Source organism: Microbispora rosea, assembly GCF_044460045.1.
Classification (GTDB): Bacteria; Actinomycetota; Actinomycetes; order Streptosporangiales; family Streptosporangiaceae; genus Microbispora; species Microbispora rosea.
This window is the reverse complement of sequence record NZ_JBITJO010000004.1, coordinates 456,502-481,807: the sequence shown is the minus strand read 5'-3', so window position 1 is coordinate 481,807 and position 25,306 is coordinate 456,502. Positions and strand designations below refer to the sequence as shown.

Genomic DNA, 25,306 nt, shown 5'->3' with positions numbered 1-25,306 from the left:
GTAAAGCCTCCCGCGTGCCGAACCTCATCCATCAGCAGACGGTCGATTTCTTCGTTCGGGGCTCGTGCGGGGGCTCGGTCAGGGCGAGATGCGGCGGTGGACGAGTTCGGCGAGCGTCGCGTGCACGTCCTCGACCGGCTGGCCGGGGCGCAGCGCGCGACGCTCGATGGCGACGGTGAGCACCATGCCGAAGACGGCGGTGGCGGCGGTGCCGGTGTCGAACCCGGGGCGCAGCTCGCCGGCTTCAACGGCGTCCGCGAGAACGCGCTCATACACCGCGAGCACGCTCGTACGCAGCCGCAGGACCGCGTCCTGCCAGGCCGCCCGCCACATCTCGGCCAGCAGCACCCGGGCGAACGGCCCGTACTCGTCGAAGAAGCGGAGCTGGGCGAGCATGAGCGCGTCGAGCACGGCGACCGGCGAGGCGGCCGGGCCGCGCGCTGCCTCGGCGAGGGCGTCGGCGAGCCGTTCGATGCCGTGGTCGAGCAGGCCGGCGAACAACGCCTCCTTGCTGCCGAAGTTGTAGAAGACGGTGCCCTTGGCCACTCCCGCGCGTTCGGCGATGGCGTCGACGGTCGTGGCGGCGAAGCCCTGCTCGGCGATGAGGTCGGCCGCGGCCCGGTAGAGCCGCAGCCGGGTCTCGGCCCGCCTGCCGCCCTGCTCCTTCTGGCCGTCCGCGGGGCGGCTCACAGCGCCAGCTCCGGCTTGAGTCGGCGCATCGACCACGTACGACCGCGGTGGACGGCGAGCACGGTGAGGGCGAGACCGAGGGCGACGAACGCGGACAGCACGCCGCAAGCCTGCCACACCACGGTGGTGTCGCCACCGCTGACGAGGCGGCGCATCGCCGACACCACCCAGCTCATCGGCAGCCACGGCGAGATGGCCTGGAAGAACCCGGGGGACGTCTCGATCGGATAGGTGCCCGCCGACGAGGTGAGCTGCAGCATGAGCAGCGCCAGCACCGCCACCCGTCCGGGCGGCCCGAGCAGCGCGTTGACCGCCTGCACGACGGCGAGGAACGCCGCCGTGACCAGCACCAGGAAGGCCGCCGTCCCCGGCCAGTCGGCCGCCTCCAGTCCCAGTCCGAAGCGCAGCACGGCGAGCAGCACCGCCACCTGGAGCGTCCCCATCGCGACCCCCGGCAGCCAGCCCGCGAGGGCCGTGCGCCACGCCGGCGCCGACCCGGCGAGCAGGCGCGGGTTGAGCGGCCGCAGCAGCATGTACGTCACCATCGCGCCGACCCACAACGCGAGCGGCACGAAGAACGGCGCGAACCCGGTCCCGTAGTTGGGCACCTCGTTGTCCACCTCGGTGGCGAGCCGGACGGGGTCGCTCATCATGTCCGTACGGCTGTCGCGCTCCCGGGCGCCGTAGTCGGGGATCTGTGCGGCACCGTCGCCGAGCTTCCCGGCCAGCTCGTCCGAGCCGTCGGTCAGCTTGACCAGCCCGGAGCCGAGCCTGCCGGCCCCCCGCTGCAGCGTGCCGATGCCGTCGTCGAGCTTGCCCGCACCGGAGGCGAGCGAGGCGAGCCCGGTGTTGAGATCGGTCGCTCCGTCGTCGAGCCTGGCCAGGCCGGTGGACAGGCTCCGCGCGCCGCCGCCGAGCGTGCCGAGGCCGCGCGACAGTGAGGAGGCCCCGTCCAGCGCCTTGCCCGCGCCGTCGCGGAGGCCGGACGCTCCGTCGGACAGTCGCCCGAGCCCCTTGTCCAGCTGGTTGAACGTGTCGCGGGCGTCGTCCAGCGCGCTGCCGAGGCCGGGCGCGGCGGCGGCCAGCTCGCGCGCGTCGTCCGCCACCGTCCGCGCCGTACGGGCGAGGCCGTCAAGCCTGCCCTCCTGGGTGCCGAGGCGGTCCTGCAGCCGTCCGGCGGCCGACGCGAGGTCGCCTGCCGACCCGGCGGCCCGCTCGACCAGCGCGCGCAGCTCGGGGTCGGCGTCGGGATGGGCGCTCAGCCAGCGCTGGACGGCCCGCAGCTCCTGCCTGGCCGTGCCCGCCGAGCCCTGCACCTCCCGGGGCAGGCCGTCGAGCGCGTCGGCGAAGCCGTCGGCGCCCTCCGCGAGGGTGAGCGCGGCCTGCCGGATGCGGTCGCCGTTCTTCTCCAGCACGGGAGCGTACGTGTCGGCCGCCCGGTTGACGGTGGGAGACAGGGCGTGCACCTGGCGGTAGACCTCGCGGTTGCCCTCGGCCAGTCGGGCCGCCCCCTTGCCGAGCGCGGACAGGCCCTCGCGGAGGTCGGCCGCGCCCCTGGCCGCCTTCGACAGGCCGGCGGACAGGGAGGCCGAGCCGGTCCTGGCCTGGTGGAGCCCGGTCGTCAGCCGCTTCGACCCGCCGTACAGGGCGTCCGCTCCGGACGACAGCTTCCCGGTCGCGTCCTGCGCGGACCCGAGCCCCTTGGCGAGCGAGGCGGCGCCGTCGCTCGCAGCGGCGGCCCCGTCGTGCAGCCGGCCGGCGCCGCTGGCCGCCTGAGCGGTCTTGTCGTGCAGCTCGCCGAAGGACAGGAAGACCTGGTCCAGGTAGTCCTTGACCGCGCTGCGCCCGGCCGCCTCCTTGACCTCGCGGAACACGGCGTCCGAGATCGTCCCCATGATGTAGCTGCGCCCGGTGTCCACCCGTACGCCGAGCTGGGCCGGGCGCGGCGTGCCGTCGCCGGAGGGCGAGGCGAGGTCGGCGCTGAAGTCGCCCGGGATCGTTAGGGACAGGTAGTAACGGCCCTCGCGGACGCCCCTGTCGGCCTCCGCCGTGTCGACCCGGTGCCAGGCGAAGACCTTGCGCTGCTCCAGCTCGGCGGCGAGTTCACGGCCCGCGTCCACCGTGCTCGGTGGGCCGCCCGCCGCGCCGGCGGCGGTGGCGGGACGGTCCTCCACGACGAGGGCCACCGGCACCCGGTCCAGGTTCGCCTGGGGATCCCAGAACGACCACAGGTAGAGCCCGGCGTACAGCAGCGGCAGCATGACCACGGCGACCAGCGCGGCCCTGGTGAGCCGCGAGCGCAGGAACCTGCGCAGTTCGAGCCGGCCGGGGGAGGGGACCCTCATCGACGTGCTCCTGTCTCCGCCTCTTCGCGGCGCGCCGACCCGGTCTCGTCCCCGGCGCCGGGTGGCTGCGGAGGCACCGGGGGAGGGAGAGGGGGAGTGGGAGTGGGCGCGGGAGCGGGCAGCGGCAACAGCGCCGTGGCCGCGCCGGTCGCCTCCTCGGCGTCGGTGCACGCCGCGACGACGGTGAGCCCCTGGTCGGCCAGGCCGCGCAGGACGTCCCACAGCTCACGCCGCCTGTCCGCGGGGATGCCGGTGCCGGCGTCGTCGACGAGGAGCAGGCCCGGCTGGTCGAGCAGGGCGAGCGCGACGCCCAGCCGCACCGCCTGGTCCCGGCTGAGCTCCCTGGCCAGGGTCCGGTCGCCCTGCGCCAGCGCGTCCGGATCGATCCCGGCGTGGGCGAGCGCCGACCGCGCGGCGTCCGGGTGCCGCCTGCGCCACAGGAACCCGTGCGGGCGCAGCCGCTCCTGCAGGTGCTCCCGCACGGTCAGTGCGTCGTCGAACGCGTTCACCTCTGTGAAGAGCCCGAGGGCGGCGATCCGCCTGATCCCGCGGGGCGTCGCCAGGCCGCCGACGGTGAGCGTCCCCTCGGCGGGCTTCATCCGTCCCGCGAGAGTGAGCAGCAGGCTCGTACGGCCGCTGCCGGCCTCGCCCGTGACGACGGTCAGCGTCCCGGGGGCCGCGTGCAGGGAGACGTGCCGGTAGACCCAGCCGTGACCACCTCGCACGCCCAGCTCCCGCGCCTCCACCTCGACGCCGCGGAACACACCGCCAGACCCACCCCCGGACACGCCGGCTGAGGGGGTGGCGACGTCCTCGGTCCGCCCGGCATCCACGTCCGTCCTCCATTCTTTGAACTGACCAGTCGGTACAAAAGAGTACGCCGAGGAGATCTCGCCCATGCCTCGTCACAGTGTGATTTCCCCGACACGAGGCGAGGGCCGGTGAGCGGTGACCGGGTCTCGCAGATGCGGCGGCAGGGGATCGCCGGCCAAGCGGTGCGGCTCTTCCGGCGTGCCCGTGTTTCATGAAAATTTCACCGGCGAGCGCCGGGTGCGCCCTGTCGGGCACCCCGTCTCACCTGCCGGAATCGGCGGGTGTCGGACCGCCTCGTCAACCGGTCGACACGGAGCATTGACCCGGATTCCCAAGGTCCGTAATTTTGGCCATGTTCCGATTCATGGATGTTGTTCACATCCATGAATACCTCAGCGGGACCAGGAGTGGCGCCGCCACCACCTCGGTCAGGGGTCCTGCACGACCTGCGAGGAGCTCGGCTTTGAGAAGGAGTACCAGAACCGGAGTCGGGGTGATCGGCATCGTGATCGGGGTCGCCGCCCTGGTCGGCGGTGTCTTCGTCGGCGTCTCCAGCGCGGCACCCAGTGCGGGCGCCTACCGGATCGTGAACGGCGCCAGCGGCCTGTGCCTCACCGTCCCGGGCGGCAGCACCTCCGACGGCGTCCAGCTCACCGTTTCCAGCTGCAACGGCGCGAGCAACCAGACCTGGAACCTGTCGGCCCAGGGCAGCGGCTTCCGCCTGGCCGCCGCCAACAGCGGCAAATGCGCCGGCGTGAAGGACGCATCCACCTCCGCCGGCAAGGCCGTCCAGCAGGAGCCGTGCACCGGCTCCTCCGCACAGACCTGGGAGCCGACCGCCTCCGGCTCCAACTACCGCCTCGTCAACGCCAACAGCGACAAGTGCCTCAACACCAAGGACAACTCCACCTCCTCCGGCGCACCGGCACAGCAGAACTCCTGCGACTCGGTGTCCACCAAACAGTGGTCGCTCCAGCCGGCCGGCTCCCAGCCCTCGTCCACCCCCACCGTCACACCGACCAGGAGCCCGTCGCCCACACCGAGCACCAACCCGACGCCGCCGTCGGGCTGGCCCAGCCCGAACGGCTCGCAGGCGGTCACCAGTACGATCAGCGTCTCCGGCACCATGGACGGCGGTCTGAAGCGCTACTACGCCAGCGGTGACATGGGTGACGGCGGGCAGAGCGAGAGCCAGGACCCGATCTTCGAGCTGGCCAACGGCGCGACGCTCAAGAACGTGATCGTCGGCTCGCCCGGCGCCGACGGCATCCACTGCCTGGGCAGCTGCACCCTGCAGAACGTCTGGTGGGAGGACGTCGGCGAGGACGCCGCCACCCTGCTGGGCAGCTCGTCGTCGCAGGTCATGACCATCGACGGCGGCGGCGCCAAGAGCGCGTCCGACAAGGTGTTCCAGCACAACGGCCCCGGCACGATGGTCATCAAGAACTTCCAGGTGGACAACTTCGGGAAGCTCTACCGCGCCTGCGGCAACTGCACGAACTCCTATCAGCGGCACGTCCAGATGTCGAACATCGTGGCGACCTACCCCGGCAAGGCGCTCGCGGGCATCAACACCAACTGGGGCGACACCGCGCGCTTCTCGAACATCACGATCAAAAACGACCCCAATCACAAGATGATCGTGTGCCTGAAGTACAAGGGCGTGCCGAAGGGCAGCGAGCCGACGGAGATCGGTAGCGGCGCCGATGGGACGAACTGCATCTACAGCTCCTCCGACATCCACTACCAGTAAGCGCGCCGGCCGGCCCGGAGATCCTCCGGGCCGCGTGTGACGGCGGTGCGAGAAAGGCGGAAGGCCCGGTGGTCCCCCCCAGCCACCGGGCCTTCCCGCGTGAACGATCGGCGTCAGGCCGCGCCGTGCCAGCCGCCGTATTCGGCGAGGAACAGCGCCTCGGTCGTGATGATCCGCTTCAGTTCGTCCAGCACCAGCCGCTCGTTGGGGGCGTGGATCGAGGCGCCGTCGTCCTCGGCGCCGTACAGCAGGATCTCGGCCTTGGGGAACTGCCGGGCGAGGGCCGCGACCAGCGGGATCGAGCCGCCCTGGCCCACCTGGCGCGGCGCCTGGCCGAAGGCGCGCTCCAGCGCACGCTCCGCGGCGTTCATCGCCGGTCCGCCCGGCTCGATCTGGAAGCCAGAGCCGCTGACGAAGTCGCCGAAGGAGACCTTGACCCCCCACGGCGCGACCTTCTCCAGGAAGGCCGTCACGTCGTTCAGCGCCTGCTTGGAGTCCCCGCTCGCGGGGATGCGGATCGTGACGCGGGCCCGGGCCACCGCCTGCACCGCGTTGATCGCGCCGGTCACCGTCGGCACGTCCAGCCCGGTCACGGTGATCGCGTACGACGCCCAGAGCCGGTCGGCGAGCGAGCCGTCGCCGACCAGCGACACGCCGTCGAGCACCCCGGCGAGCGCGTGGAACTCCTCGTCGCCGAGAGCCTCGCCGGGGAAGGTCCCCGGTTCGAGCCCGGGCACCCGTACGTTGCCCTGGTCGTCGTGCAGGGCGGTCAGCATGCGCATGAGCGCGGCCAGCGCGTCGGGGGCGGCGCCGCCGAACGAGCCGCTGTGCACGGCCTCGGCCAGCGTGCGGACCTCCACGGTGAACGCGGCCATGCCGCGCAGCGACGTGGTGATCGCGGGGTCGCCCACCTCGGGGTTGCCCACGTCGGCGATGACCATGGCGTCGGCGCGCAGCAGGTCGGGGTTGGCCTCGACGAACGCCTCCAGACGCTCGCCGGCGTACTCCTCCTGGCCCTCGATGATGACCTTCAAGCCGACCGGGAACCGGCCGTTGAAGGCGCGCAGGGCGGCCACGTGGGCGATGACGCCGCTCTTGTCGTCGGCCGCGCCCCGGCCGTGCATGATCCCGTCGACGACCGTGGGCTCGAACGGCGGAGTGCGCCACAGGGCGAGGTCACCGGCGGGCTGCACGTCGTAGTGCGCGTAGAGCAGCACGGTCGGGGCCCCCTCGGGGGCGGGCGCCTCGGCGAACACGGCGGGGAAGCTGCCCTCGATGGGGATCTGCCGGACGTGCGGGAGGCCGGCGGCGCGCAGCAGCCGCTCCACGAGCGCCGCGGCCTCCAGGACCGGGGCCTCGGAGTGGCCGGGGAACGCCACGGACGGGATGGCGACCAGGCGCTTGAGGTCCTCGACCGTCTGCGGCATGCCCTCCTCGACGGCGCGCTCGATCTCCTCAGGTGTCACGGCGTTTCTCCCGGATGTACGTGGATCTTGCCCAGGTTGGCTGGCGGACCCCATTTGACCACAGGTCCGGCGGACCCATCTCCCGGGCCTGGACGGCCTCAATCTACCGTGACGGATTTCGTTGCCGTTACATGTCGATGTCACGGAATTCGAACTTCTTTCACAGTGACGCCACGTAATCACTTGGCAAAACGCGGAAGTGGCATGCAAACTGTGCAACAGCGACGGATCACCTGAGGGAAGGTTGCGATGACGCGCCCCGACGTACTCAAGGCCGCACAGGACAATCTCTGGATGCACTTCACGCGCCACTCCTCCTACGAGGGAGGGGAGGTGCCCATGATCGTGCGCGGCGAGGGCGCCTACGTCTACGACATCCACGGCAAGCGGTATCTCGACGGCCTCGCCGGGCTGTTCGTGGTCCAGGTCGGCCACGGCCGCGCCGAGCTGGCCGAGGCCGCCGCCAAGCAGGCCCAGGAGCTGGCGTTCTTCCCCCTGTGGTCCTACGCGCACCCGAAGGCCGCCGAGCTCGCCGCGCGACTCGCGGAGCTCACCCCCGGCGACCTCAACCGCGTCTTCTTCACCACCGGCGGCGGCGAGGCCGTCGAGTCGGCCTGGAAGCTGGCCAAGCAGTACTACAAGCTCAAGGGCAAGCCGCTCAAGACCAAGGTCGTCAGCCGGGCCATCGCCTACCACGGCACGCCGCAGGGCGCGCTGTCGATCACCGGCATCCCGGCGCTCAAGCAGATCTTCGAGCCGCTGGTGCCCGGTGCGATCAAGGCCCCCAACACGAACCTCTACCGCGCCGACGAGATCTCCGGCTTCCCCGGCCTGGAGAAGGACCCCGAGGCGTTCGGCCGCTGGGCCGCCGACCAGGTCGGCAAGGCCATCGAGATGGAGGGCCCGGACACCGTGGCCGCCGTCTTCGTCGAGCCGGTGCAGAACGCCGGCGGCTGTTTCCCGCCGCCCCCCGGATACTTCCAGCGCCTGCGCGAAATCTGCGACGCCCACGACGTGCTGCTCGTGTCGGACGAGGTCATCTGCGCCTTCGGACGGCTCGGCACGATGTTCGGCGGCCAGAAGTTCGACTACGTGCCGGACATCATCACCTGTGCGAAGGGCCTGACCAGCGGTTACTCGCCCATCGGCGCCATGATCGTCTCGGAGCGGCTGTTCGAGCCGTTCAAGAGCGGCACCGAGACCTTCGCGCACGGCTACACCTTCGGCGGCCACCCGGTGTCGGCCGCCGTCGCCCTGGCCAACCTCGACATCTTCGAGAGGGAGGGTCTGCTGGAGCACGTCACGGCCAACGAGCCGGTGTTCAAGGCCACTCTCGACCGGCTGACGGACCTGCCGATCGTCGGCGACGTCCGCGGCTCCGGCTACTTCTACGGGATCGAGCTGGTCAAGGACAAGTCCACCAAGCAGACGTTCAACGAGGAGGAGTCGGAGCGCCTGCTGCGCGGCTTCCTCTCGAAGGCGCTGTACGACGCCGGCCTGTACTGCCGGGCGGACGACCGTGGGGACCCGGTCGTTCAGCTCGCCCCGCCGCTGATCTGCGGGCCCAAGGAGTTCGACGAGATCGAGTCGATTCTCCGTTCGGTGCTCACCGAGGCGTGGGCCCGCCTGTAGACCATGGAGCTCGTGCGGCCGGGTAGGGGGCGACCGTGACGAGTGACCGCTTGAAAGGACACAACTCATGAAGATCGGCGTGCCCGCCGAGGTCAAGAACCACGAATACCGCGTCGCCGCCACCCCGGCCGGCGTCCACGAGCTCGTCCGTCACGGCCACGAGGTCGACGTCCAGCGCGGCGCCGGACTCGGCTCCCACATCACCGACGAGGAGTACCTCGCGGCCGGCGCCAAGCTGGTCGAGAGCGCCGACGAGGTGTGGGCCGAGTCCGAGATGATCCTCAAGGTCAAGGAGCCGATCGCGGAGGAGTACCACCGGCTCCGCGGGGACCAGATCCTGTTCACCTACCTCCACCTGGCCGCCTCCCGGCCGTGCACCGACGCGCTGCTCGCGGCGGGCACCACCGCCATCGCGTACGAGACCGTCCAGGTCGGCAACGGTCTGCCGCTGCTGGCCCCGATGTCGGAGGTCGCCGGGCGGCTGGCCCCGCAGGTCGGCGCGTACAACCTGATGCGCTTCAACGGCGGCCGCGGCGTGCTCCCCGGCGGGGTGCCCGGCGTGGCCCCCGCCAAGGTCGTCGTGATCGGCGGCGGCGTCTCCGGTCTGAACGCGGCGCAGATCGCCGTCGGCATGGGCGCCGACGTGACGATCCTCGACGTCAACATCGACCGGCTGCGCTTCATCGACGCCATCTACCAGGGCCGGCTGACGACGCTGGTCTCGACGTCGTACGCGATCGAGCGGGCCGTGATCGAGGCCGACCTGGTCGTCGGCGCCGTGCTCATCCCGGGCGCCAAGGCCCCGACGCTCGTCTCCAACGAGCTGGTCTCCCGCATGAAGCCGGGCTCCGTGCTCGTCGACATCGCGATCGACCAGGGCGGCTGCTTCGAGGACTCCCGCCCGACCACGCACGACGAGCCGACGTTCCGCGTGCACGAGTCGGTGTTCTACTGCGTGGCGAACATGCCGGGCTCGGTGGCCAACACCTCCACCTACGCCCTGACCAACGCGACCCTGCCGTACGCCCTCACGATCGCCGACAAGGGCTGGAAGGACGCGCTGCGCGGCGACGAGGCGCTCGGCCTGGGTCTCAACACCCACGCCGGCGTGCTCACCAACGCGCCGGTCGCGGCGGCGCACGACCTGGCGTACACGCCGGTCGCGGAGATCCTCGCCGCCTGACCGGAGACGTGGGGGATCAGCGCAGTCCGAGGCGGCTGCGCAGATCCCTCGCGGTGCCGAGCACGTGCTCGACCTCGGCCGGGGTGGGTAACGGGGCCGTGCCCGGCCGCAGCAGCGTCGCGCGCACCAGGCCGAGGTGCTCGATCGCGACCCGGTGCACCCCGCTCGCCCGCGCGAGCCACCTCACCGTGTCCGCCGGGCCCACCTCGTCAGGCCCGTCGCCGAGAGGTGAGGCCACTGCGGCGGGATCACCGGTGACCAGATCCCACGTGCCGAGGATCTCGACCAGGTCCGCGGGCTCCGCCGCCGAGTCGCCGCGCCTGCGCGCCGCGGCCACGGCGAGTTCCGCGCGTGCGGCCTGCTCGGGTTCCGCCGGCCGGCTCCAGTAGGGCGGAGCCGGATCGAGCAGGCATTCCTCGGCCTCGGGCGACGCGCCGAGCAGGGGCAGCAGCGTCCGCAGCTCGACCATGGCGCCGTGGTGCCCGCGTTCGGCCGCCCGCCTGAACCAGTGGCGTGCGCCCTTCAGATCGTTGTGGTCCGCGACGAGCAGCAGCCCGAAGCGGAAGGCGGCCTCGGGGTCGTCGGCCGCGGCCTGCCCATACCATTGGGCGGCCGCCGGCTTGTCGTCCATCCGGGCGCAGACGAGGCCGGCCATCCGCCGCGCGTCCGGCCTGCCGGTCTGCGTCGCCCGTTCGAAGCAGGCGCGCGCCGTGTGCAGGTCGCCCCGGCAGAGCGCCATGTCGCCGAGCCGGAAGGCCGCCCCGGCGTGGTCGGCGCGGGCGGCGAGCCGGTAGAACGCCTCCGCGCCCTTCTCGTCGCGGACCGCGTGCAGGAGCAGGGCCATGTGATAAGCGGCCTCCGCGTGGCCGCCGCGCGCCGCGTACTCCCACCAGTGCAGCGCCTCGGCCTCGTCGCCCGCGGCGTAGCCCAGGAACCCCAGGTCGTGGGCCGAGCGCAGGTCGCCGTCCACGGCGGCCCTGAAGTGCCAGCGCCGCGCGCCCATGCCGTCGCCCTGGTCCTCGCAGAGCAGGGCCAGCCGCCGGGCCGCGTGGCGGGAGCCGTCTTCGGCCGCCTGCTCGAACCACTTGCGCGCTCCGTCGATGTCGCCGCGCCGCTCCAGCAGCAGCGATGCCAGGTTCGTCGCCGCGTCGGCGTCGCCGGTGCCCGCCGCCAGCTCGAACCAGCCGATCGCCTCCTCGGTCGTCCCGTGCGTGCGGTGCCACAGCCCCAGGTTGTAGGCGCTGTCGACATTGCCCGCCCGCGCCGCCCGCTCCCACCAGTGCCGGGCGCCCAGTCGGTCGTCGCGCTCCGCGCACAGCCGGCCCAGCCGGTGCGCCGCGTCACGGTCGCCGTCCCGGGCCCTGTCGACCAGGTACGCCTCGGCCGGGTCCAGGGGTTCAGGGGTACGCGGGACCGGTATCCCGGGCCACGCGGTCGCCTCCGTCGCTCCCACTAGTGTCATGGGAGACAGGGTGACACGTAACCGAGTCGTCACGGAGGGTTATTGGCAAGACATTGGGGTGACGCCGGTTCCCACCCTTCCCGGGCGGGAGTACCCCTGCTCAGGGGTCAGGGGGAGCGCTCGAACCTGACGAAGCCCACGTACATCCCCATGCCGCAGGCGTAACGCAACCGCCCCTCCGGGCGGGCCGCAAGCCGCACCACGCGCTCGCCCGTCACGGGGAGCACGACGTCGTGACCGTCGATCGCGAGCGTGCGCGTGCAGCCCCGGTTGTCCTTGGTCCTGAAGGCGATTTCGACGGGCCGGCCGGCGGCGGCGACGGCGATCCCGGGCCGGAATCCTTCCGCGGTCGCCCAGACGGTGAGCCGCTGCACGCCGTCCGCTCCGGTGAGGGCGCGTCCCGCCGCGGCGGCGGGGGAGCCGAACTGCGGCATGGACAAGTCCGGCAGCCAGCCGCCGAGCCGCAGCCCGGAGCCGACCGTGAACAGCCCGGCGGCCAGGGCCGCGATCCCCGCCAGCGCGGCCAGCCTGGCCGAGACGAGCGTGCGCAGCAGCAGTCCCAGGGCGGCGAAGGCGGGCGCCGTGCCGAAGGCGAGCCCCGCGAGCGCGGCCGCGCCCCCCAGCGCGGAACCCGCGCCGACGGCCACGACCTCCATGCCGATCGTGACGCCGCAGGGTACGAAGATCGTGGCCATGCCCAGTCCCGCCGCCCGCGCAAGAGCGGGGGAGCGGGCGCCGGTGCCGGGGGAGCCGGTCCCGCGGGCTGCGCTGTCAAGCGGTGCGCCGGGCGCGCTGTGAAGTAGTGGGCTGGGGGCGCTGTCCAGTGGTGGGCTGGGTACGCGACCCGGTGGTGCGGCGCCCTGTCCGTGCCCGCCGTCCGGACACACGCATCCGTCGGGGTCGCCGCGTGCCGCGGCGGGCGCCTTCCTCTCCGGTGCGCAGCCCGCCTCGCGGCGGCGGAGCATCCGTACGGCGAGCACGACCACCGCGGTTCCGGCGGCGACGAGCAGCGCCGCGCGGGTGCGCGGGCCGACCTGGACGGCCGCGCCCGCCAGTCCGAGCAGCGCCCCGAGGGCGGTGTGGGCGGCGAGCCTGCCGGTCAGGAACGCCGCCACCGGCGCGAAGCCGCGGGACGGGCCGCTGCGGTCGCCGGGCCGGGCGACCAGGCCGATGAGGAGGCCGCCCTGGACCGCGGTGCATGACGCCGTGCCCGCGGCCAGGCCTGCGGCGAGGCCCCCGGCGAACAGGGCGGCCGCGTTCACGGTCAGCCGGTGAGCGCGAGGTCGTCCAGCGCGCCGGTCTTCGCCGCCTCCACGAGCGAGCCGAGCTGGTCGATGCTCATCTCCACCTTCTGGCCGAAGTCATCGGTGATGACGACCTGACGCTCCGCCGGGGCGGAGGCGTCCACGAACAGCTCGGGGCAGCCGCAGCTGCAGTTGCCACAGAATCGGGCGATGGACTTCACGCCGGTCCTCCTCGTGGGGCGGGGTGCCTTTGCTCGCAACGTAATGTGATCGCATGGCGGCGACCAGTAACAGTTCGCTGACCGGCCGGAGAGAAGACCGCCACTCCCGGCGCCCGATCGCGGCGCTCGGTTTCGCCGTGATCCATATGAAGGAAAGTTGCAGAACACTCACGAGTTTTGCAGTTTATTGACCTGCGCTTGGGCCGCCGCGTAAGGTCCGGTCAAGATCCGCATCAGAACAACCCCCCGGAGCGGTCAATGAAACGTCTGACAGCGGTCGCGGCGTTGCTCGGCCTCGCCGCCGTCGCGGCATGCAGCGGCGGCGGCACGAGCGGGAACTCCACAGGCGGCGGTGGCGGCGTCTACACCACGGTCGACATCAACAAGCCGTCGCTCGACGTCAACGCGCCGATCAACCCGTGGAACCCCAAGGGCAACGCGTTCTGGGGCTACAACGCGATGAGGATCGCCTGGGCGAAGAACACCCTCACCGACCCGAACCAGTTCTACCCGGGCATCGCGGCGAGCTGGGACATCGCGCCGGACAACTCCTCCATCACCCTTCACCTCCAGCCGGGCAACAAGTGGTCCGACGGGCAGCCGGTCACTGCCGAGGACGTGAAGTTCTCCATCGCGCTCGCCTACACCCAGGGCAGCACCGCCTTCGCGGTCGACCCCGGCGCGGCCGGCGCCGCCTCGGACGTCGAAATCGTCGACGACAAGACGATCAAAATCACTCAGGACATGAAGAACCCCAGTGTCACGTTCGTGCGGGGGGTCATGGACGCCTTCGTGGTGCCCGAACATGTGTGGCAGAGCGTCGTTCCCGCCGGCTTCTGGGACACGCTCACGGCCGCCCGCGGCGACGGCCCCGAGGCCGAGGCGGCGCGCGGGCAGGTCAAGGCGCTGTCGGAGAAGGTGCTCGCGTTCGCTCCGGCCCAGGACGTGTCGGCCGGCCCGTTCGTCCTCAAGCGGATGAACCCCGGCGAGGCGCTGCTGGTGAAGAACAAGAACTTCTACAACGCCGCCAACGTCGCGCCCGACCAGCTCAAGCTGCTCAACACCACGGGGAACGAGCAGATCTGGAACTACCTGACCTCCGGCACGCTCGACAACGCCCCGTTCACCGCGGTGCCCGCCGACGTGATGAAGCGCATCAAGGCGACGCCCGGCAACCAGGTGATCAAGGGCTACTCCCCGGTGGCCGTCGCGCTGGCGTTCAACCAGGCGAAGAAGCCGTACGACAACGTGCATGTGCGGCGCGGGCTGGCATACCTGATCAACCGGGAGGAGGTCACGCAGATCGCCTCTCCCGAGGGCGGCACGGCGGCCGTGACCACTTCGGGCATCCACCAGAAGGCCGCCAGGGAATGGCTCGGCGCCGAACTCGACGCGCTGGAGCCGTACGCGCTGGACCCGGCCAGGGCGGACAAGGAGTTCACCGAGGCCGGCCTCCAGAAGAAGGACGGCAAGTGGGCGCTGGCCGACGGCAAGCCGTGGAAGGTGACGATCCACATCCCCGCGCCGTTCTCCGACTGGGTCTCCGCGGCCAAGGCCATCACCAGCCAACTCGCCACGGCCGGCGTGGACGCCGAGGTGGTGACCACGGCCGACTATCCGCTCTACCTGTCCGAGCTCAACGAGGGCAAGTACGACCTCGGCTTCTGGCTCATCGCGCTCGGCCCCGCGCCGTACAACATCTTCCAGCGCCTGTACGGCTCCTCCAACGGGTGGAACATCCTCGGCGGCAAGGTCAAGCACTCGTCCGCGGGCAAGGACGGCAACTGGATGGGCGGCCCAGAGACGATCGACGTCGAGGGCGTTGGCGCGGTCAACCCCGGTGAGCTGACGGCCCAGCTCAACAGCGTCACGGGTGACGAGCAGAAGGCCGTCATCGCCAAGCTCGCCAAGGCGGCCAACCAGGATCTTCCGGTGATCCAGCTCTGGGACTACGTGAACACGCAGTTCGTCAACACCAACCGCTTTACCGGCTTCCCCGAAGACGAGAGCGACCTGCTGCGCCAGCCCTCCGGCGTCTGGATCCAGCTCGGCCTGATCAAGAAGAAGCAGTAGTCCATGGCGGTTCTCCTCCGGCGGCTCGCGGGCCACGTGGCCCGCGGGTTCGTCATGATCCTGGTCGTCACGACGATCAGTTTTCTGATCATCAGGAGCGTCCCGGGCGACCCGCTCGCGGCTCGCTACCAGAAGCTCGTCGAGCAGGGCATGGCCCCCGACGCCGCCCAGCGCGCGGTCGAGGCGCTGTACGGCTTCACGCCGAAGGGCAGCCTGTGGGAGCAGTACCTCGGCTACATGGGCGGCCTGGCCCACCTCGACCTCGGGCAGTCGCTGTCCGTGCCCGGCGCCGGCGTGTCCACCGTGCTGTTCTCGGCCGCCAAGTGGACGGTGATCCCGGTGCTCACCGGGACGCTGCTGAGCTTCCTCGCCGGTGTCGTCATGGGCGTCTACGCGGCGATCAAACGGACCGGCGTGCTGGGCGACCTGCTCGCGATCTCCGGATCGCTGCTGCACGGGGTCCCGCAGTATGTGCTGGCGCTGCTGCTGGGGGCGATCTTCACCACGTTGGTCCCGATCCTCCCCGCCGGGGGGACGGCCGACATCATGATCGACCCCGGCTTCACCGCCGACTACATCGGCTCGCTGGTCCAGCACGCCACCCTGCCGGTCGTCACGTACGCGCTGGCCGGTTACGGCGGGTGGATCCTCGCGATGAAGTCGAGCGTGGTCACCGTGCTCGGCGACGACTTCATCCTGGCCGCCGAGCTGCGCGGGATGAAGCGGTCGATCGTCTTCCGTTACGTCGCGCGCAACGCGATCCTGCCGCTGTTCACGATCCTGGCGCTCTCGCTGGGCCTGCTCTTCGGCGGCGCGATCTTCATCGAGCGCATCTTCAACTACCCGGGCCTGGGGCTGATGCTCATCGACAGCGTCAACAACCGCGACTACTCGCTGATGGGCGGGGCGTTCCTGCTCATCACGACGGCGATCGTCGTCGCGAACATCGCCGCCGACCTCCTCTACACGGTCATCGACCCCCGGGTACGCAGCGGAGGGGAGACGGCATGAGCGCGACCATCGTGCCGGAGGCGGGGGCCGCCGCGGCGATCCGCCGCAACTTCTGGCGGGGCGTCTGGCGGGTCATGCGGCGCAAGCCGAGCCGGATGGCCGGGGCGCTCATCCTCGCGGTGTTCGCCCTCATGGGGATCCTCGGGCCGATGCTCTACCCCGATCCCCTGCCCCGCGACACGAGCGCGCTCTACGCGTCGCCGAGCCTGCGGCATCCGTTCGGCACCGACTTCGAGGGCACGGACGTGCTCGCCCTCGTCGTCACCGGCACCCGGTACGTCCTGCTGACCGCCGTCGTGACGGCCGTCATCACGGTCGTCGTCGGCGCGGGCGTCGGGCTGTTCGCCGGGTTCCGGCGGGGCCGCTGGGACACCGTGCTCATGCGGTTCACCGACATGAAGCTCACGATCCCGGGGCTGCCGCTGCTGCTGGTGCTGTCGACGGTGTGGAAGTTCACCGCCGCCGTCGAGATGGGCCTGGTGCTCGGGCTGCTCGGCTGGGGCGGTGTGGCCCGGGCCGTGCGGTCGCAGACGCTGTCGCTGCGCGAGCGCGGCTTCATCGAGGCCGCCCGGGGGCTCGGGCTGTCCACGACGCACATCGTCGGCAGGGAGCTGCTGCCCGGCATGGCTCCGTACATCGCGATGAACGCGCTCATCGCGGTGACCGGCGCGGTCTACGCGCAGGTGGGCCTGTTCTTCCTGGGGGTGCTGCCGTTCGAGGCGAACAACTGGGGCGTCATGCTCAACCTCGCCGTCTTCGGCGGCGGCGCGCTGACCACGACGGCCGCACTGCCGTACCTGCTGGCGCCGCTGCTGGCGATCCTGCTGCTCACGCTCGGCATCGTGCTGGTCGTGGACGCGATGGACGAGATCTTCAACCCCCGGCTGCGGGAGGAGTGAGCATGGCTCCCGAGCAGAGTCCTCCCGGCGTGCGGATTCGCGGGCTGACCGTGGTCTACCGCACTCCGGCCGGCGAGCTGCCCGCGGTGTCCGGCGTCGACCTCGACCTCGCGCCCGGCACGATCACCGGGGTCGTCGGCGAGTCGGGGTCCGGCAAGTCCACGCTCGCGCTCGCGCTGCTCAACGCCGTGCAGCCGCCCGGCAGGATCGCGGCGGGCAGCGTCGAGATCGACGGACTCGGCGACGTCGTCGCGCTCGGCGGCGAGGGGCTGCGCCGAGCCCGGGGACGGCACGTCGGGTACGTCTTCCAGGCGGCGCAGAACTCCCTCAACCCGCTCAAGACGGTCGGCAAACAGGTGCTCGACCTGGGCCGCTCTCACGGCGTCGAGGACGTGCGCGGCCTGCTGGCCGACGCCCGCGACCTGCTCGGCCGGATGGGCCTGGACGGCGCCCGGGTGCTCGACTCCTACCAGCACGAGCTGTCGGGCGGCATGCGCCAGCGGGTCGGCATCATGCTGGCCCTGGTGCTGAACGCCCGCATCGTCGTGCTGGACGAGCCCACGACCGCGCTCGACATGATCACGCAGGCGACGATCCTGCGCATCGTGCGGGAGGTGCACGCCGAGCGCGGGCTCACCACGCTCGTCATCACCCACGACCTCGGGGTGGTGGCCGAGGTCGCCGACCGGCTCGCGGTCATGTACGGCGGGCGCGTGGCCGAGCAGGGGCCCACCCGGGAGGTGCTGGCCGGGCCGCGCCACCCGTACACGCGGGGGCTGCTCGGGGCCATCCCGCGACTCGTCGGCGACATCGGCGAGGCGCACGCCCTGCCGGGCCGACCGCCGACGCTGGCCGACATCCCAGCCGACGGGTGCGTGTTCCGCGAGCGCTGCCCGCTGCGCATGGACGTGTGCGAGACCGGCCGGCCACCGGTGGTCGTTTCGGGCTCCCGGTCGGCGGCCTGCCACGCCGTACGGGACGACGACGGGGACAGACCGGCCGTGGCGGCCGCGACGGGGGAGGACCAGGCGTGATCGGCGGGATCGGCATCACGAAGACGTTCCGGCAGCGAGGCGGCGTGCTCGGCGCCCGGGAGGTGCCCGCGCTGCGCGGCGTGGACTTCGCCATTCCGAAGGGCGGCGCGGTCTCGTTCATCGGCGAGTCGGGCTGCGGCAAGACCACGCTCGGCCGGATCATCGCCGGGCTGGAGACCTGCGACTCCGGGGAGATCGTCATCGACGACGTGGCGATGTCGTCGCTGAGCCACCGCAGGCGGCAGCCGTACTTCCGCCGGGTGCAGCTCATCCACCAGGACCCGTACTCCGCGCTGAACCCGACGCGCACGATCCACCAGGCCCTGGCCGCGCCGCTCGCGCTGCGGGCGAGGCAGACCGGCAGGCCGCGCTCATGGGCGGACGAGCGGGCCCGGGAGCTGCTCGGGCTGGTCGGGCTCGACCCGGGCTACGTGCTGCCGCGCTATCCCCACCAGCTGTCGGGCGGCATGCGCCAGCGCGTGGTGATCGCTCGCGCGCTCACCGTCGATCCCGAGGTCCTGGTCGCCGACGAGGCCGTCTCGATGATCGACGTGTCGCTGCGCCTGGGCATCCTCGCGCTGCTGAAGGACCTGCGCGAACGGCTCGGGGTGAGCGTGCTTTTCATCACGCACGACGTGGCGACGGCCCGCTACATCGGCACCGACGGCGAGCTGTACGTCATCTACCGCGGCCAGGTGGTCGAACGCGGCCCGGTCGAGACCGTCATCTCGGCCCCGGTGCATCCCTACACGCAGGCGCTGCTGTCGGCCATCCCGGTGCTGCACGGCCTGGAGTCGCCGGGCGAGCAGCGGGTCGTGCCGGTGGAGGCGCCGGGGGAGCACCCCGACGGGTGCCTGTTCGCGCCGCGCTGCCCGTTCAGGACCGAGCGGTGCGAACGCGAGCGGCCCGCGCTCGGCCGGGACGGCGGCATGCCGCAGGAGCACGCCTGCTTCCATCCCGAGCGCCGCAGCGTGGTCGCCCTGCCGGTGAGCCGCCGGTGAGGAGTCGTTCCGGACGCGTACGGCGAGCGGGGGAGGCCGGAGATGGAAACCGACGACAGGGACAAGATGACTGACCCACTGACGGGCCTGTCCACCGAGCACAGCGAGCTTTACACCGAGCAGAGCGAGCTCTACACCGAGCGGAGCGATCCGCGTTATCGCGACATCGACCGGCTGCCGACCGAGGAGATCGCCCGCCTGATGAACGCGGCCGACGCCACGGTGCCCGGCGCGGTGGCCACGGCCGTTCCGGCCGTCTCGGCCGCCATCGACGCGATCGCCGGCCGGATGGCGCGGGGCGGACGCCTGTTCTACGTGGGGGCGGGGACGTCCGGCAGGCTGGGCGTGCTCGACGCCTCGGAGTGTCCGCCGACCTTCGGCACCGACCCCGAACTCGTGCAGGGCGTCATCGCGGGCGGCGAGGCCGCGCTGACCCGATCGGTGGAGGGCGCCGAGGACGACCACGACGGCGGGGCGGCGGCCATCGCCGACCGGGGCCTGGGCCCGCTCGACTCGCTGGTGGGGATCTCCGCCAGCGGCCGCGCGCCGTTCGTGCTCGGGGCGCTGGACGAGGCCGCGCGCCGCGGTGCGCTGACCGTGAGCCTGTCCTGCAACCCGGGGTCGCCGCTGTCGGAGCGGGCCGAGCATCCGATCGAGGTGGTCGTCGGCCCCGAGGTGGTGGCCGGCTCGACCCGGCTCAAGGCGGGGACCGCCCAGAAGCTCGTGCTCAACATGATCTCCACGATCGCGATGATCCGGCTCGGCAGGACGTACGGGAACGCCATGATCGAGGTCTCGGCGGTGAACGAGAAGCTCACGCGCAGGGCGACGCGGATCGTCGGCGACATCACCGGCGCCGGGGCCGCCGCGGCGCGGGGCGCGCTCGAGGCGGCGGACTGGAACGTCAAGGTGGCCGTGCTGATGATCGAGCGCGATCTCGGCCCGGACGGCGCCCGGGCGCTGCTGAAGGCCAACGGCGACCGTCTGGAGGCCGCCCGCCGCGCTGGCGGGGCGGCGTGATCGGCGCGCCGTGACTCAGTGAGGTCGAGTGAGGAAGGGCGCTCAGGCCGAGCGGGCGCGGCGGTGGGCATCGCCGAGATAGTCGGCGAGCGCGTCGCGGGTCGCCCGTAAGGCGGCGTCGGAGGTGTCGAACGTGCGCTGCGCGACGCCGACGAAGACGCAGTCGACGATGAGCAGCTGGCTGATCCGGCTGGCCAGCGCGCCCGGCCGGAACGCCGTCTCGCGCCCCGCGGAGATCAGGACGTGGTCGGCGAGTCCGGCCAGCGACGAGCGGGGGTTGTTCGTGATGGCCACGACGGTCGCGCCGGCCTTGCGGGCGACCCGCGCCGGGCCGAGCACGTCGGGGGTCTCGCCGGTGCAGCTCACTCCGACGGCCACGTCTCCCTCGCGCAGCAGCGCGGAGCTGGTGAGCGCGAGGTGGGCGTCGGTGAAGTAGTGGCCGGGCAGCCCGATCCGCATCAGTTTCTGCGCCATGTCGGCCGCGACGAGGCCGGAGGCGCCCACGCCGTACACGTCCACCCGGCGGGCGCCGGCGACGGCGTCCACGACCGCGCCGAGGCCGTCGGGGTTGAGCTGGGCCGCCGTGTCGGCGAGCGCCTGCGACTCGGCCCGGGTGACCTTGGCGATCACGTCGGTGAGGGGATCGTCCGGGGCGAGGTCGCCGGGCACGAGCCGCTCGGGGGTGTCCCTGGCCACGGCCGCCGCGAGGGCGAACCGCAGCTGGGAGTAGCCGGCGAAGCCCAGCGCCCGTGCCGTCCGCACGATCGTCGCCTCGCTGATCCCCGAGACCGCGCTGATCTCCGTGATGGTGCTGCGGGCCACCATGGCGGGGTCGTCGAGGATGAGGCGCGCGATGGTCTGGGCGGCGGGGGTGAGCGAGGGCAACACCGCGCGCACCGTCGCGATCGGGTTGACCGGTGCGGCGCCCTCGTTCTCGTTCATCACCTGCAGCCTCTCCTGTGCGCGATCAGCTTAGATCCATGCGTCCGCCGGTGCGGGACAACGGACCAGAAGTCCACATGTCGAGACATGTGCGGCGTGACCTGGATGCCCGCCGACGTCTCCCATGAGGACCTCTTGGGGCAGATTACACGTCGATGACACTTTCTTTTATCCGCATTGATCTGAAAGTAAGTTTCTGCCAGTGTCGTGATCGCCGAATCCCCCCGGCCTTCGGAGGTCCGATTGAGCTCCCCCTCCCGGCGTGCCGTGCTGCGCGGCCTGGCCCTCTCCGCCGCGGCGTCGGCCGTCCCGCTGCCGGCCCTCGCCGCATCCCCCGCTTCCGCCCTCTCCGCCTCTCCCGCCGGGTACGTCCCGCCGCTGCGCCAGATGCGCGGCATGTGGATCGCCTCGGTCGTCAACATCAACTGGCCGTCCACGACGGGACTGACGCCCGAGAAGCAGCAGGCCGAGTTCGAGGCCTGGCTCGACCTGGCCGTGGCGCGCCGGCTCAACTCCGTGTTCGTGCAGATCAGGCCGACCGCCGACGCCTTCTGGCCGTCCCCGTACGAGCCGTGGTCGCAGTACCTCACCGGGGTCCAGGGGCAGGACCCGGGCTACGACCCGCTGGGCTTCGCCGTCGAGGCGGCCCACCGGAGGGGCCTGGCGTTCCACGCCTGGTTCAACCCCTACCGCGTGTCGATGCAGGCGGACCCGGCCAAGCTGCACCCCGACCACCCCGGCCGCCGCCATCCCGAGTGGATCGTCCCGTACGGCGGGAAGCTCTACTACAACCCCGGCATCCCCGAGGTCCGGGCGTTCGTGCAGGACGCGATGATGGACGCCGTCACCCGCTACGACATCGACGGCGTGCACTTCGACGACTACTTCTACCCGGTCAACACCACGGCGTTCGACGACGGCGCGGCCTACGCGGCGTACGGCGCGGGCTTCCCGGACCTGGCCTCGTGGCGGCGCGACAACGTCGACCTGCTGGTGCGGGAGATGCAGCAGCGCGTGCGGCAGGCCAAGCCCGAGGTGATCTGGGGCATCGGCCCGTCGGGCATCTGGCGCAACAAGGCCACCGACCCGCTGGGCTCCGACACCAGCGGCGGCCAGTCGTACGACAACCTGCACGCCGACACCCGCGGGTGGGTGAAGAAGGGCTGGCTCGACTACATCGCGCCGCAGCTCTACTGGTACATCGGCCAGTCGAACGCCGACTACGCCAAGCTGGTTCCGTGGTGGTCCGGCGTGGCCGCCGGCACAGGCGTGCAGCTGTGGATCGGCCAGGCGGCGTACAAGGCGGGGACGGCCGGGCAGCCCGCGGAGTGGTTCCAGCCGGACGAGCTGTCCCGGCACCTCACGCTCAACCGCGACCATCCGGAGGTCGGCGGGGACATCTGGTACAACGCCGCCGACGTCCGCGACGACCGGCTCGGGTCGATCGGCGCGGTCGTGAGCGGGCACTACACGCGTCCGGCGCTCGCGCCGCTGCTGCCCAGGCTCGCGGGCGGCGAGCCGCCGCGTCGTCCCGTGCTCGCCTCGGCCCGCCGCGTGAGCGGGGGCGTGGAGCTGCACGTCGAGGCCACCGGACCCCGCGCCCCGTTCCAGTTCGCCGTCTTCCGGTTCGACCGGCCCGCCCGGCGGCAGGACTTCGCCGACGCGGCGCACCTGGTCGCGGTCGTCCCGGCGGGCAGGCACGTCCGCTGGGTCGATCCCGGCGGCGCGCCCGGCCACCGCTATCACGTCACGGCGGTCGACCGGGCGTCCCGCCAGAGCGAGCCGAGTCAGGAACGCAGGGCGCACTAACCGGTACAGCGAGCGTCGGTCCGCGCGGTCAGGCGGCGCGGGCCGTGGCCGTTACGGCTTCGGCAGGCTCGGCAGGCGTGCGTCGGCGGTCGTCAGCGGACGGGGGTGAGCTCGGCGAGACAGGCGTTGAGCGCTTTCCACGCCTGCCATGCCCGGGTCGCCCCGAACTGCGCGTTGAAGCGCAGCACGGCCCGCACGTCCTCGTGGGTCGCGCCGGCTCCCAGGGCGCGGCCGACGTGGATGCGGAACGTCTCGTCCAGCGTCTGGTAGTGCACGTCGACGCTCATCGTCACGAACGCCCGCTCGCGGATGCTCAGCGTGCCCGGACCCTGGACGCCCCGCATCCGCGACTGAAGGTCGAAATACTCCAGGAAGTACGGGTCGAGCTCGGTCAGCTCGGCCCGCACCGGCGCGGGAAGCGGGGTCGGCGCCGCGCCGGGACCGGTCTCCAGCAGGTCCCCGGGCAGCGGCTCGGCGTCCGGACGGGGGAGCCCGGCGGCGGCCTCGATCCCGGCGAGCCGCTCCAGCGCGGCCAGCGCCGCGACATACCCGCTGTCGTAGGAGATCAGGCGCAGCAGCGCCCGCATGTCCGCGGTGGACACGCCGCGCTGCAGGCCCGCGCGGACGTGCATCTCGAAGGGGAACCCGAGGGCCGGCTGGCAGACGTCCGCCGCCAGGGCCAGGAACACCTTCTCGCGGTCGGTCAGCTCGGGCACCGCCCAGCAGTGCCCGACGCTGGCGGCCGCCATCTGGGCGAACACCGGGTCCATCTCGTTGATCGTGTCGAAGTCCGTGGAGGTGTGGACGGTCACGGGGATCACTCCTTGGGTGAACGGTCGTAGCGCTACGACTGTAGCGTGATGATCGTCCTCGTACAATGGGCCGGTCATGGAATCCACCACGCCCCCGACCCCCGCCGCCCGCCGCCGTCCGAACGCGCGGGGGCAGGGCGAGCGGCTGCGCGAGGAGATCGTCGCGGCGGCCATGCGCATGCTCGATGAGCTCGCCGACGACGAGGCGCTGTCGCTGCGTGCCGTGGCGCGCGAGGTGTCGATCGCGGCCACCTCGGTCTACCTGCACTTTCCCGACCGCGACGCGCTCGTGCTCGCGGTGCTGCGGCGCTGTCACGAGGAGCTGGTGCGGACCGGTGACGAGGCGGACGCGGCGCAGGAGGACCCCGCGGCGCGGCTGCGGGCCCGCATCCTCGCGCAGGCCGCGTGGGCGCACGAGCATCCGGGCCTCTACAAGGTGCTGCACGAGAGCGCGGTCCACCGGCGGCTCGGCATGCCGTTCAAGGAGGTGCTGGTCGCCAGGACCACGGAGGCGGTCCGGCGCTGCATGGACGCCGGGGTCGCCCCGCCTGACGACGCGGCGACCGTCGCGATCGACCTGCGCACGGCGGTGAACGGCATGCTGTCGCAGCGGATCAACGAGCCCGACCTGTCCTGGCCGCCCGCCGAGGAGCAGATCGACCGCTTCCTCACCAAGCTCGTCGGCCTCCCGCCGAGAGCCGGCTGAAGAATCCTCGCGAGGCAGGTGTGCGCGTACTCGGGCTGATGTCGGGAACCTCCCACGACGGGATCGACTGCGCGCTCGTCCGCTGGTCGCGGGACGGCGACCTGCTCACCGGTGTCGTGGAGCACACCGGCACGGTGCCCTACCCGCCTGAGCTGCGGGCTTCGATCGTCGCCGCGCTGCCGCCGGACCGCACGGACATGGGCGAGGTCTGCCGCCTCGACACGCTCGTGGGCCGGGCGTTCGCCGAGGCGGCGGCGGCCTGCCCGGCCGCCGACCTCGTCTGCTCGCACGGGCAGACGATGTACCACTGGGTGGAGGACGGGCGCGTGCGGGGGACGCTCCAGCTCGGGCAGCCCGCCTGGATCGCCGAGCGGCTCGGGGTGCCGGTCGTGTCGGACCTGCGGGTGCGCGACGTGGCCGCGGGCGGCCAGGGCGCGCCGCTCGTGTCCGCCTTCGACCTGCCGCTGCTGTCCGGGCTGCCCGCGTCGGCGGGGCGGGCCGGCGCGCTGAACCTCGGCGGCATCGCCAACCTCACCGTGTGCGAGCCCCCGCTCGCCTACGACACCGGCCCGGCCTCGGCGCTGACGGACGCGGCCGTGCGCGCCGCCACCGGCATGCCGTACGACGAGGACGGCAGGCTGGCCGCGGCGGGCAAGGTCCACGAGGGCCTGCTGGCCGAGCTGCTCGCCGAGCCCTACTATCACCGGCCGCCGCCCAAGACGACGGGCAAGGAACTGTTCCACGCGGGCTATCCGGACCGGATCGCCGGGCCGTACGCGCTGGGCCTGGCGGACGTGGTGGCGACGCTCACGGCGCTCACCGCCGAGACGGTCGCGGCGGAGATCCGGCGGCACGGGCTCGGCACGGTCGTCGTCTCCGGCGGCGGCGTGCGCAACCCCGCCCTGATGAGCGCGCTGCGTGAGCGGGCCCGAGGCGTGCGGCTGCTGCCGAGCGACGACCTCGGCGTGCCCTCGGACGCCAAGGAGGCGATCGCGTTCTCCTATCTCGGCTGGCTGACGGCGCACGGCCTGCCCGGCACGGTGCCCGCGTGCACGGGCGCGGCCGGGCCTCGGGTGCTCGGCACCGTCACGCCGGGCCGCGGGCCGCTGCGGCTGCCGGAACCGCTCGCCGCGCCGCCCCGCCGCATCCGCATGAGCGCCGTTGCGCCCGGCACCGGGTGAGGCGCCTGG

Annotated in this window: 21 protein-coding genes; 12 read left to right on the top strand and 9 right to left on the bottom strand. The window is 72.2% G+C overall.

Features of this window, described 5'->3' with window-relative positions:
* Positions 1–78: 78 nt before the first annotated feature.
* Genes ACIBK1_RS19505 through ACIBK1_RS19495 form a run of 3 tightly spaced genes read right to left on the bottom strand, consistent with a single transcriptional unit; the run spans position 79 to position 3,868 of the window.
* Complete coding sequence (locus tag ACIBK1_RS19505) at positions 79–690, bottom strand: TetR/AcrR family transcriptional regulator (protein ID WP_030509221.1); 612 nt, start codon at positions 688–690, stop codon at positions 79–81.
* Positions 687–3,035, bottom strand: a complete 2,349-nt coding sequence (locus ACIBK1_RS19500) for a YhgE/Pip family protein (protein ID WP_396736607.1) — start codon at positions 3,033–3,035, stop codon at positions 687–689. Before ACIBK1_RS19500 ends, ACIBK1_RS19505 begins: the two co-directional genes overlap by 4 nt.
* On the bottom strand, positions 3,032–3,868 hold the full coding sequence (locus ACIBK1_RS19495) for an ABC transporter ATP-binding protein (protein ID WP_396736604.1): 837 nt from the start codon (positions 3,866–3,868) through the stop codon (positions 3,032–3,034). Before ACIBK1_RS19495 ends, ACIBK1_RS19500 begins: the two co-directional genes overlap by 4 nt.
* 473 nt (positions 3,869–4,341) lie before the next feature.
* Here ACIBK1_RS19495 and ACIBK1_RS19490 point away from each other — a divergent pair, with 473 nt between their 5' ends.
* Positions 4,342–5,601 (top strand): pectate lyase, encoded by a 1,260-nt coding sequence (locus ACIBK1_RS19490; RefSeq protein ID WP_396736601.1) that lies wholly within the window; start codon positions 4,342–4,344, stop codon positions 5,599–5,601.
* Positions 5,602–5,714: 113 nt separating this feature from the next.
* On the opposite strand, the gene ACIBK1_RS19485 is transcribed toward ACIBK1_RS19490, so the two are convergent.
* Positions 5,715–7,067 (bottom strand): M20/M25/M40 family metallo-hydrolase, encoded by a 1,353-nt coding sequence (locus ACIBK1_RS19485; protein ID WP_156081156.1) that lies wholly within the window; start codon positions 7,065–7,067, stop codon positions 5,715–5,717.
* A 249-nt stretch (positions 7,068–7,316) separates the two neighbouring features.
* Here ACIBK1_RS19485 and ACIBK1_RS19480 point away from each other — a divergent pair, with 249 nt between their 5' ends.
* Complete coding sequence (locus tag ACIBK1_RS19480; protein WP_030511049.1) at positions 7,317–8,699, top strand: aspartate aminotransferase family protein; 1,383 nt, start codon at positions 7,317–7,319, stop codon at positions 8,697–8,699.
* A gap of 67 nt (positions 8,700–8,766) precedes the next feature.
* Positions 8,767–9,882: an alanine dehydrogenase gene (gene ald, locus ACIBK1_RS19475; RefSeq protein ID WP_030511050.1), complete on the top strand. Its 1,116-nt coding sequence runs from the start codon at positions 8,767–8,769 to the stop codon at positions 9,880–9,882.
* Positions 9,883–9,898: 16 nt separating this feature from the next.
* On the opposite strand, the gene ACIBK1_RS19470 is transcribed toward ald, so the two are convergent.
* The 3 genes from ACIBK1_RS19470 to ACIBK1_RS19460 all read right to left on the bottom strand — a co-directional run bounded on the left by ACIBK1_RS19470 (position 9,899) and on the right by ACIBK1_RS19460 (position 12,809).
* Complete coding sequence (locus ACIBK1_RS19470; RefSeq protein WP_396736598.1) at positions 9,899–11,344, bottom strand: tetratricopeptide repeat protein; 1,446 nt, start codon at positions 11,342–11,344, stop codon at positions 9,899–9,901.
* Positions 11,345–11,451: 107 nt separating this feature from the next.
* A complete protein-coding gene (locus ACIBK1_RS19465; RefSeq protein ID WP_396736595.1) occupies positions 11,452–12,606 on the bottom strand; it encodes an urease accessory protein UreH domain-containing protein in 1,155 nt (384 codons plus the stop codon).
* A gap of 2 nt (positions 12,607–12,608) precedes the next feature.
* Positions 12,609–12,809, bottom strand: coding sequence for a hypothetical protein (locus ACIBK1_RS19460; RefSeq protein WP_030511053.1), 201 nt, complete (start codon positions 12,807–12,809; stop codon positions 12,609–12,611).
* Positions 12,810–13,067: 258 nt separating this feature from the next.
* On the opposite strand from ACIBK1_RS19460, the gene ACIBK1_RS19455 reads away from it, so the two are divergent.
* The 6 genes from ACIBK1_RS19455 to murQ all read left to right on the top strand — a co-directional run bounded on the left by ACIBK1_RS19455 (position 13,068) and on the right by murQ (position 19,847).
* Positions 13,068–14,882, top strand: a complete 1,815-nt coding sequence (locus tag ACIBK1_RS19455) for an ABC transporter substrate-binding protein (protein ID WP_076443208.1) — start codon at positions 13,068–13,070, stop codon at positions 14,880–14,882.
* A 3-nt stretch (positions 14,883–14,885) separates the two neighbouring features.
* Positions 14,886–15,893: an ABC transporter permease gene (locus ACIBK1_RS19450; protein WP_396736590.1), complete on the top strand. Its 1,008-nt coding sequence runs from the start codon at positions 14,886–14,888 to the stop codon at positions 15,891–15,893.
* Positions 15,890–16,792 carry an ABC transporter permease gene (locus ACIBK1_RS19445; RefSeq protein WP_396736587.1) on the top strand — a complete coding sequence of 301 codons (903 nt, stop codon included), beginning with the start codon at positions 15,890–15,892 and terminating at the stop codon, positions 16,790–16,792. The genes ACIBK1_RS19450 and ACIBK1_RS19445 overlap by 4 nt, the downstream gene beginning before the upstream one ends.
* 2 nt (positions 16,793–16,794) lie before the next feature.
* Complete coding sequence (locus ACIBK1_RS19440) at positions 16,795–17,826, top strand: ABC transporter ATP-binding protein (RefSeq protein ID WP_396736584.1); 1,032 nt, start codon at positions 16,795–16,797, stop codon at positions 17,824–17,826.
* On the top strand, positions 17,823–18,827 hold the full coding sequence (locus ACIBK1_RS19435) for an ABC transporter ATP-binding protein (RefSeq protein ID WP_030511058.1): 1,005 nt from the start codon (positions 17,823–17,825) through the stop codon (positions 18,825–18,827). The genes ACIBK1_RS19440 and ACIBK1_RS19435 overlap by 4 nt, the downstream gene beginning before the upstream one ends.
* Positions 18,828–18,893: 66 nt before the next feature.
* Positions 18,894–19,847, top strand: a complete 954-nt coding sequence (murQ, locus tag ACIBK1_RS19430) for an N-acetylmuramic acid 6-phosphate etherase (RefSeq protein WP_051762390.1) — start codon at positions 18,894–18,896, stop codon at positions 19,845–19,847.
* Between the two features lie 42 nt (positions 19,848–19,889).
* Here murQ and ACIBK1_RS19425 read toward each other — a convergent pair whose 3' ends face one another.
* Positions 19,890–20,789 carry a MurR/RpiR family transcriptional regulator gene (locus ACIBK1_RS19425; protein WP_363529068.1) on the bottom strand — a complete coding sequence of 300 codons (900 nt, stop codon included), beginning with the start codon at positions 20,787–20,789 and terminating at the stop codon, positions 19,890–19,892.
* A 243-nt stretch (positions 20,790–21,032) separates the two neighbouring features.
* Here ACIBK1_RS19425 and ACIBK1_RS19420 point away from each other — a divergent pair, with 243 nt between their 5' ends.
* Positions 21,033–22,598, top strand: coding sequence for a glycoside hydrolase family 10 protein (locus tag ACIBK1_RS19420; protein WP_030511061.1), 1,566 nt, complete (start codon positions 21,033–21,035; stop codon positions 22,596–22,598).
* A gap of 92 nt (positions 22,599–22,690) precedes the next feature.
* Here ACIBK1_RS19420 and ACIBK1_RS19415 read toward each other — a convergent pair whose 3' ends face one another.
* Positions 22,691–23,410: a carboxymuconolactone decarboxylase family protein gene (locus tag ACIBK1_RS19415; RefSeq protein WP_030511062.1), complete on the bottom strand. Its 720-nt coding sequence runs from the start codon at positions 23,408–23,410 to the stop codon at positions 22,691–22,693.
* A 76-nt stretch (positions 23,411–23,486) separates the two neighbouring features.
* Between ACIBK1_RS19415 and ACIBK1_RS19410 the strand changes: the two genes are divergently transcribed.
* Together ACIBK1_RS19410 and ACIBK1_RS19405 are read left to right on the top strand one after the other, a co-directional pair.
* Positions 23,487–24,116: a TetR/AcrR family transcriptional regulator gene (locus ACIBK1_RS19410; RefSeq protein WP_030511063.1), complete on the top strand. Its 630-nt coding sequence runs from the start codon at positions 23,487–23,489 to the stop codon at positions 24,114–24,116.
* 20 nt (positions 24,117–24,136) lie between these two features.
* Complete coding sequence (locus ACIBK1_RS19405) at positions 24,137–25,297, top strand: anhydro-N-acetylmuramic acid kinase (protein WP_030511064.1); 1,161 nt, start codon at positions 24,137–24,139, stop codon at positions 25,295–25,297.
* Positions 25,298–25,306 lie beyond the last annotated feature (9 nt).

Bases quoted from the DNA above. Each gene is read 5' to 3' on its own strand.
- ald (WP_030511050.1), top strand. From the start codon at position 8,767: ATGAAGATCGGCGTGCCCGCCGAGGTCAAGAACCACGAATACCGCGTC.
- ACIBK1_RS19410 (WP_030511063.1), top strand. From the start codon at position 23,487: ATGGAATCCACCACGCCCCCGACCCCCGCCGCCCGCCGCCGTCCGAAC.
- ACIBK1_RS19440 (WP_396736584.1), top strand. From the start codon at position 16,795: ATGGCTCCCGAGCAGAGTCCTCCCGGCGTGCGGATTCGCGGGCTGACC.
- ACIBK1_RS19470 (WP_396736598.1), bottom strand. From the start codon at position 11,344: ATGACACTAGTGGGAGCGACGGAGGCGACCGCGTGGCCCGGGATACCG.
- ACIBK1_RS19455 (WP_076443208.1), top strand. From the start codon at position 13,068: ATGAAACGTCTGACAGCGGTCGCGGCGTTGCTCGGCCTCGCCGCCGTC.
- ACIBK1_RS19425 (WP_363529068.1), bottom strand. From the start codon at position 20,789: ATGAACGAGAACGAGGGCGCCGCACCGGTCAACCCGATCGCGACGGTG.
- ACIBK1_RS19480 (WP_030511049.1), top strand. From the start codon at position 7,317: ATGACGCGCCCCGACGTACTCAAGGCCGCACAGGACAATCTCTGGATG.
- murQ (WP_051762390.1), top strand. From the start codon at position 18,894: ATGACTGACCCACTGACGGGCCTGTCCACCGAGCACAGCGAGCTTTAC.
- ACIBK1_RS19450 (WP_396736590.1), top strand. From the start codon at position 14,886: ATGGCGGTTCTCCTCCGGCGGCTCGCGGGCCACGTGGCCCGCGGGTTC.
- ACIBK1_RS19445 (WP_396736587.1), top strand. From the start codon at position 15,890: ATGAGCGCGACCATCGTGCCGGAGGCGGGGGCCGCCGCGGCGATCCGC.
- ACIBK1_RS19500 (WP_396736607.1), bottom strand. From the start codon at position 3,035: ATGAGGGTCCCCTCCCCCGGCCGGCTCGAACTGCGCAGGTTCCTGCGC.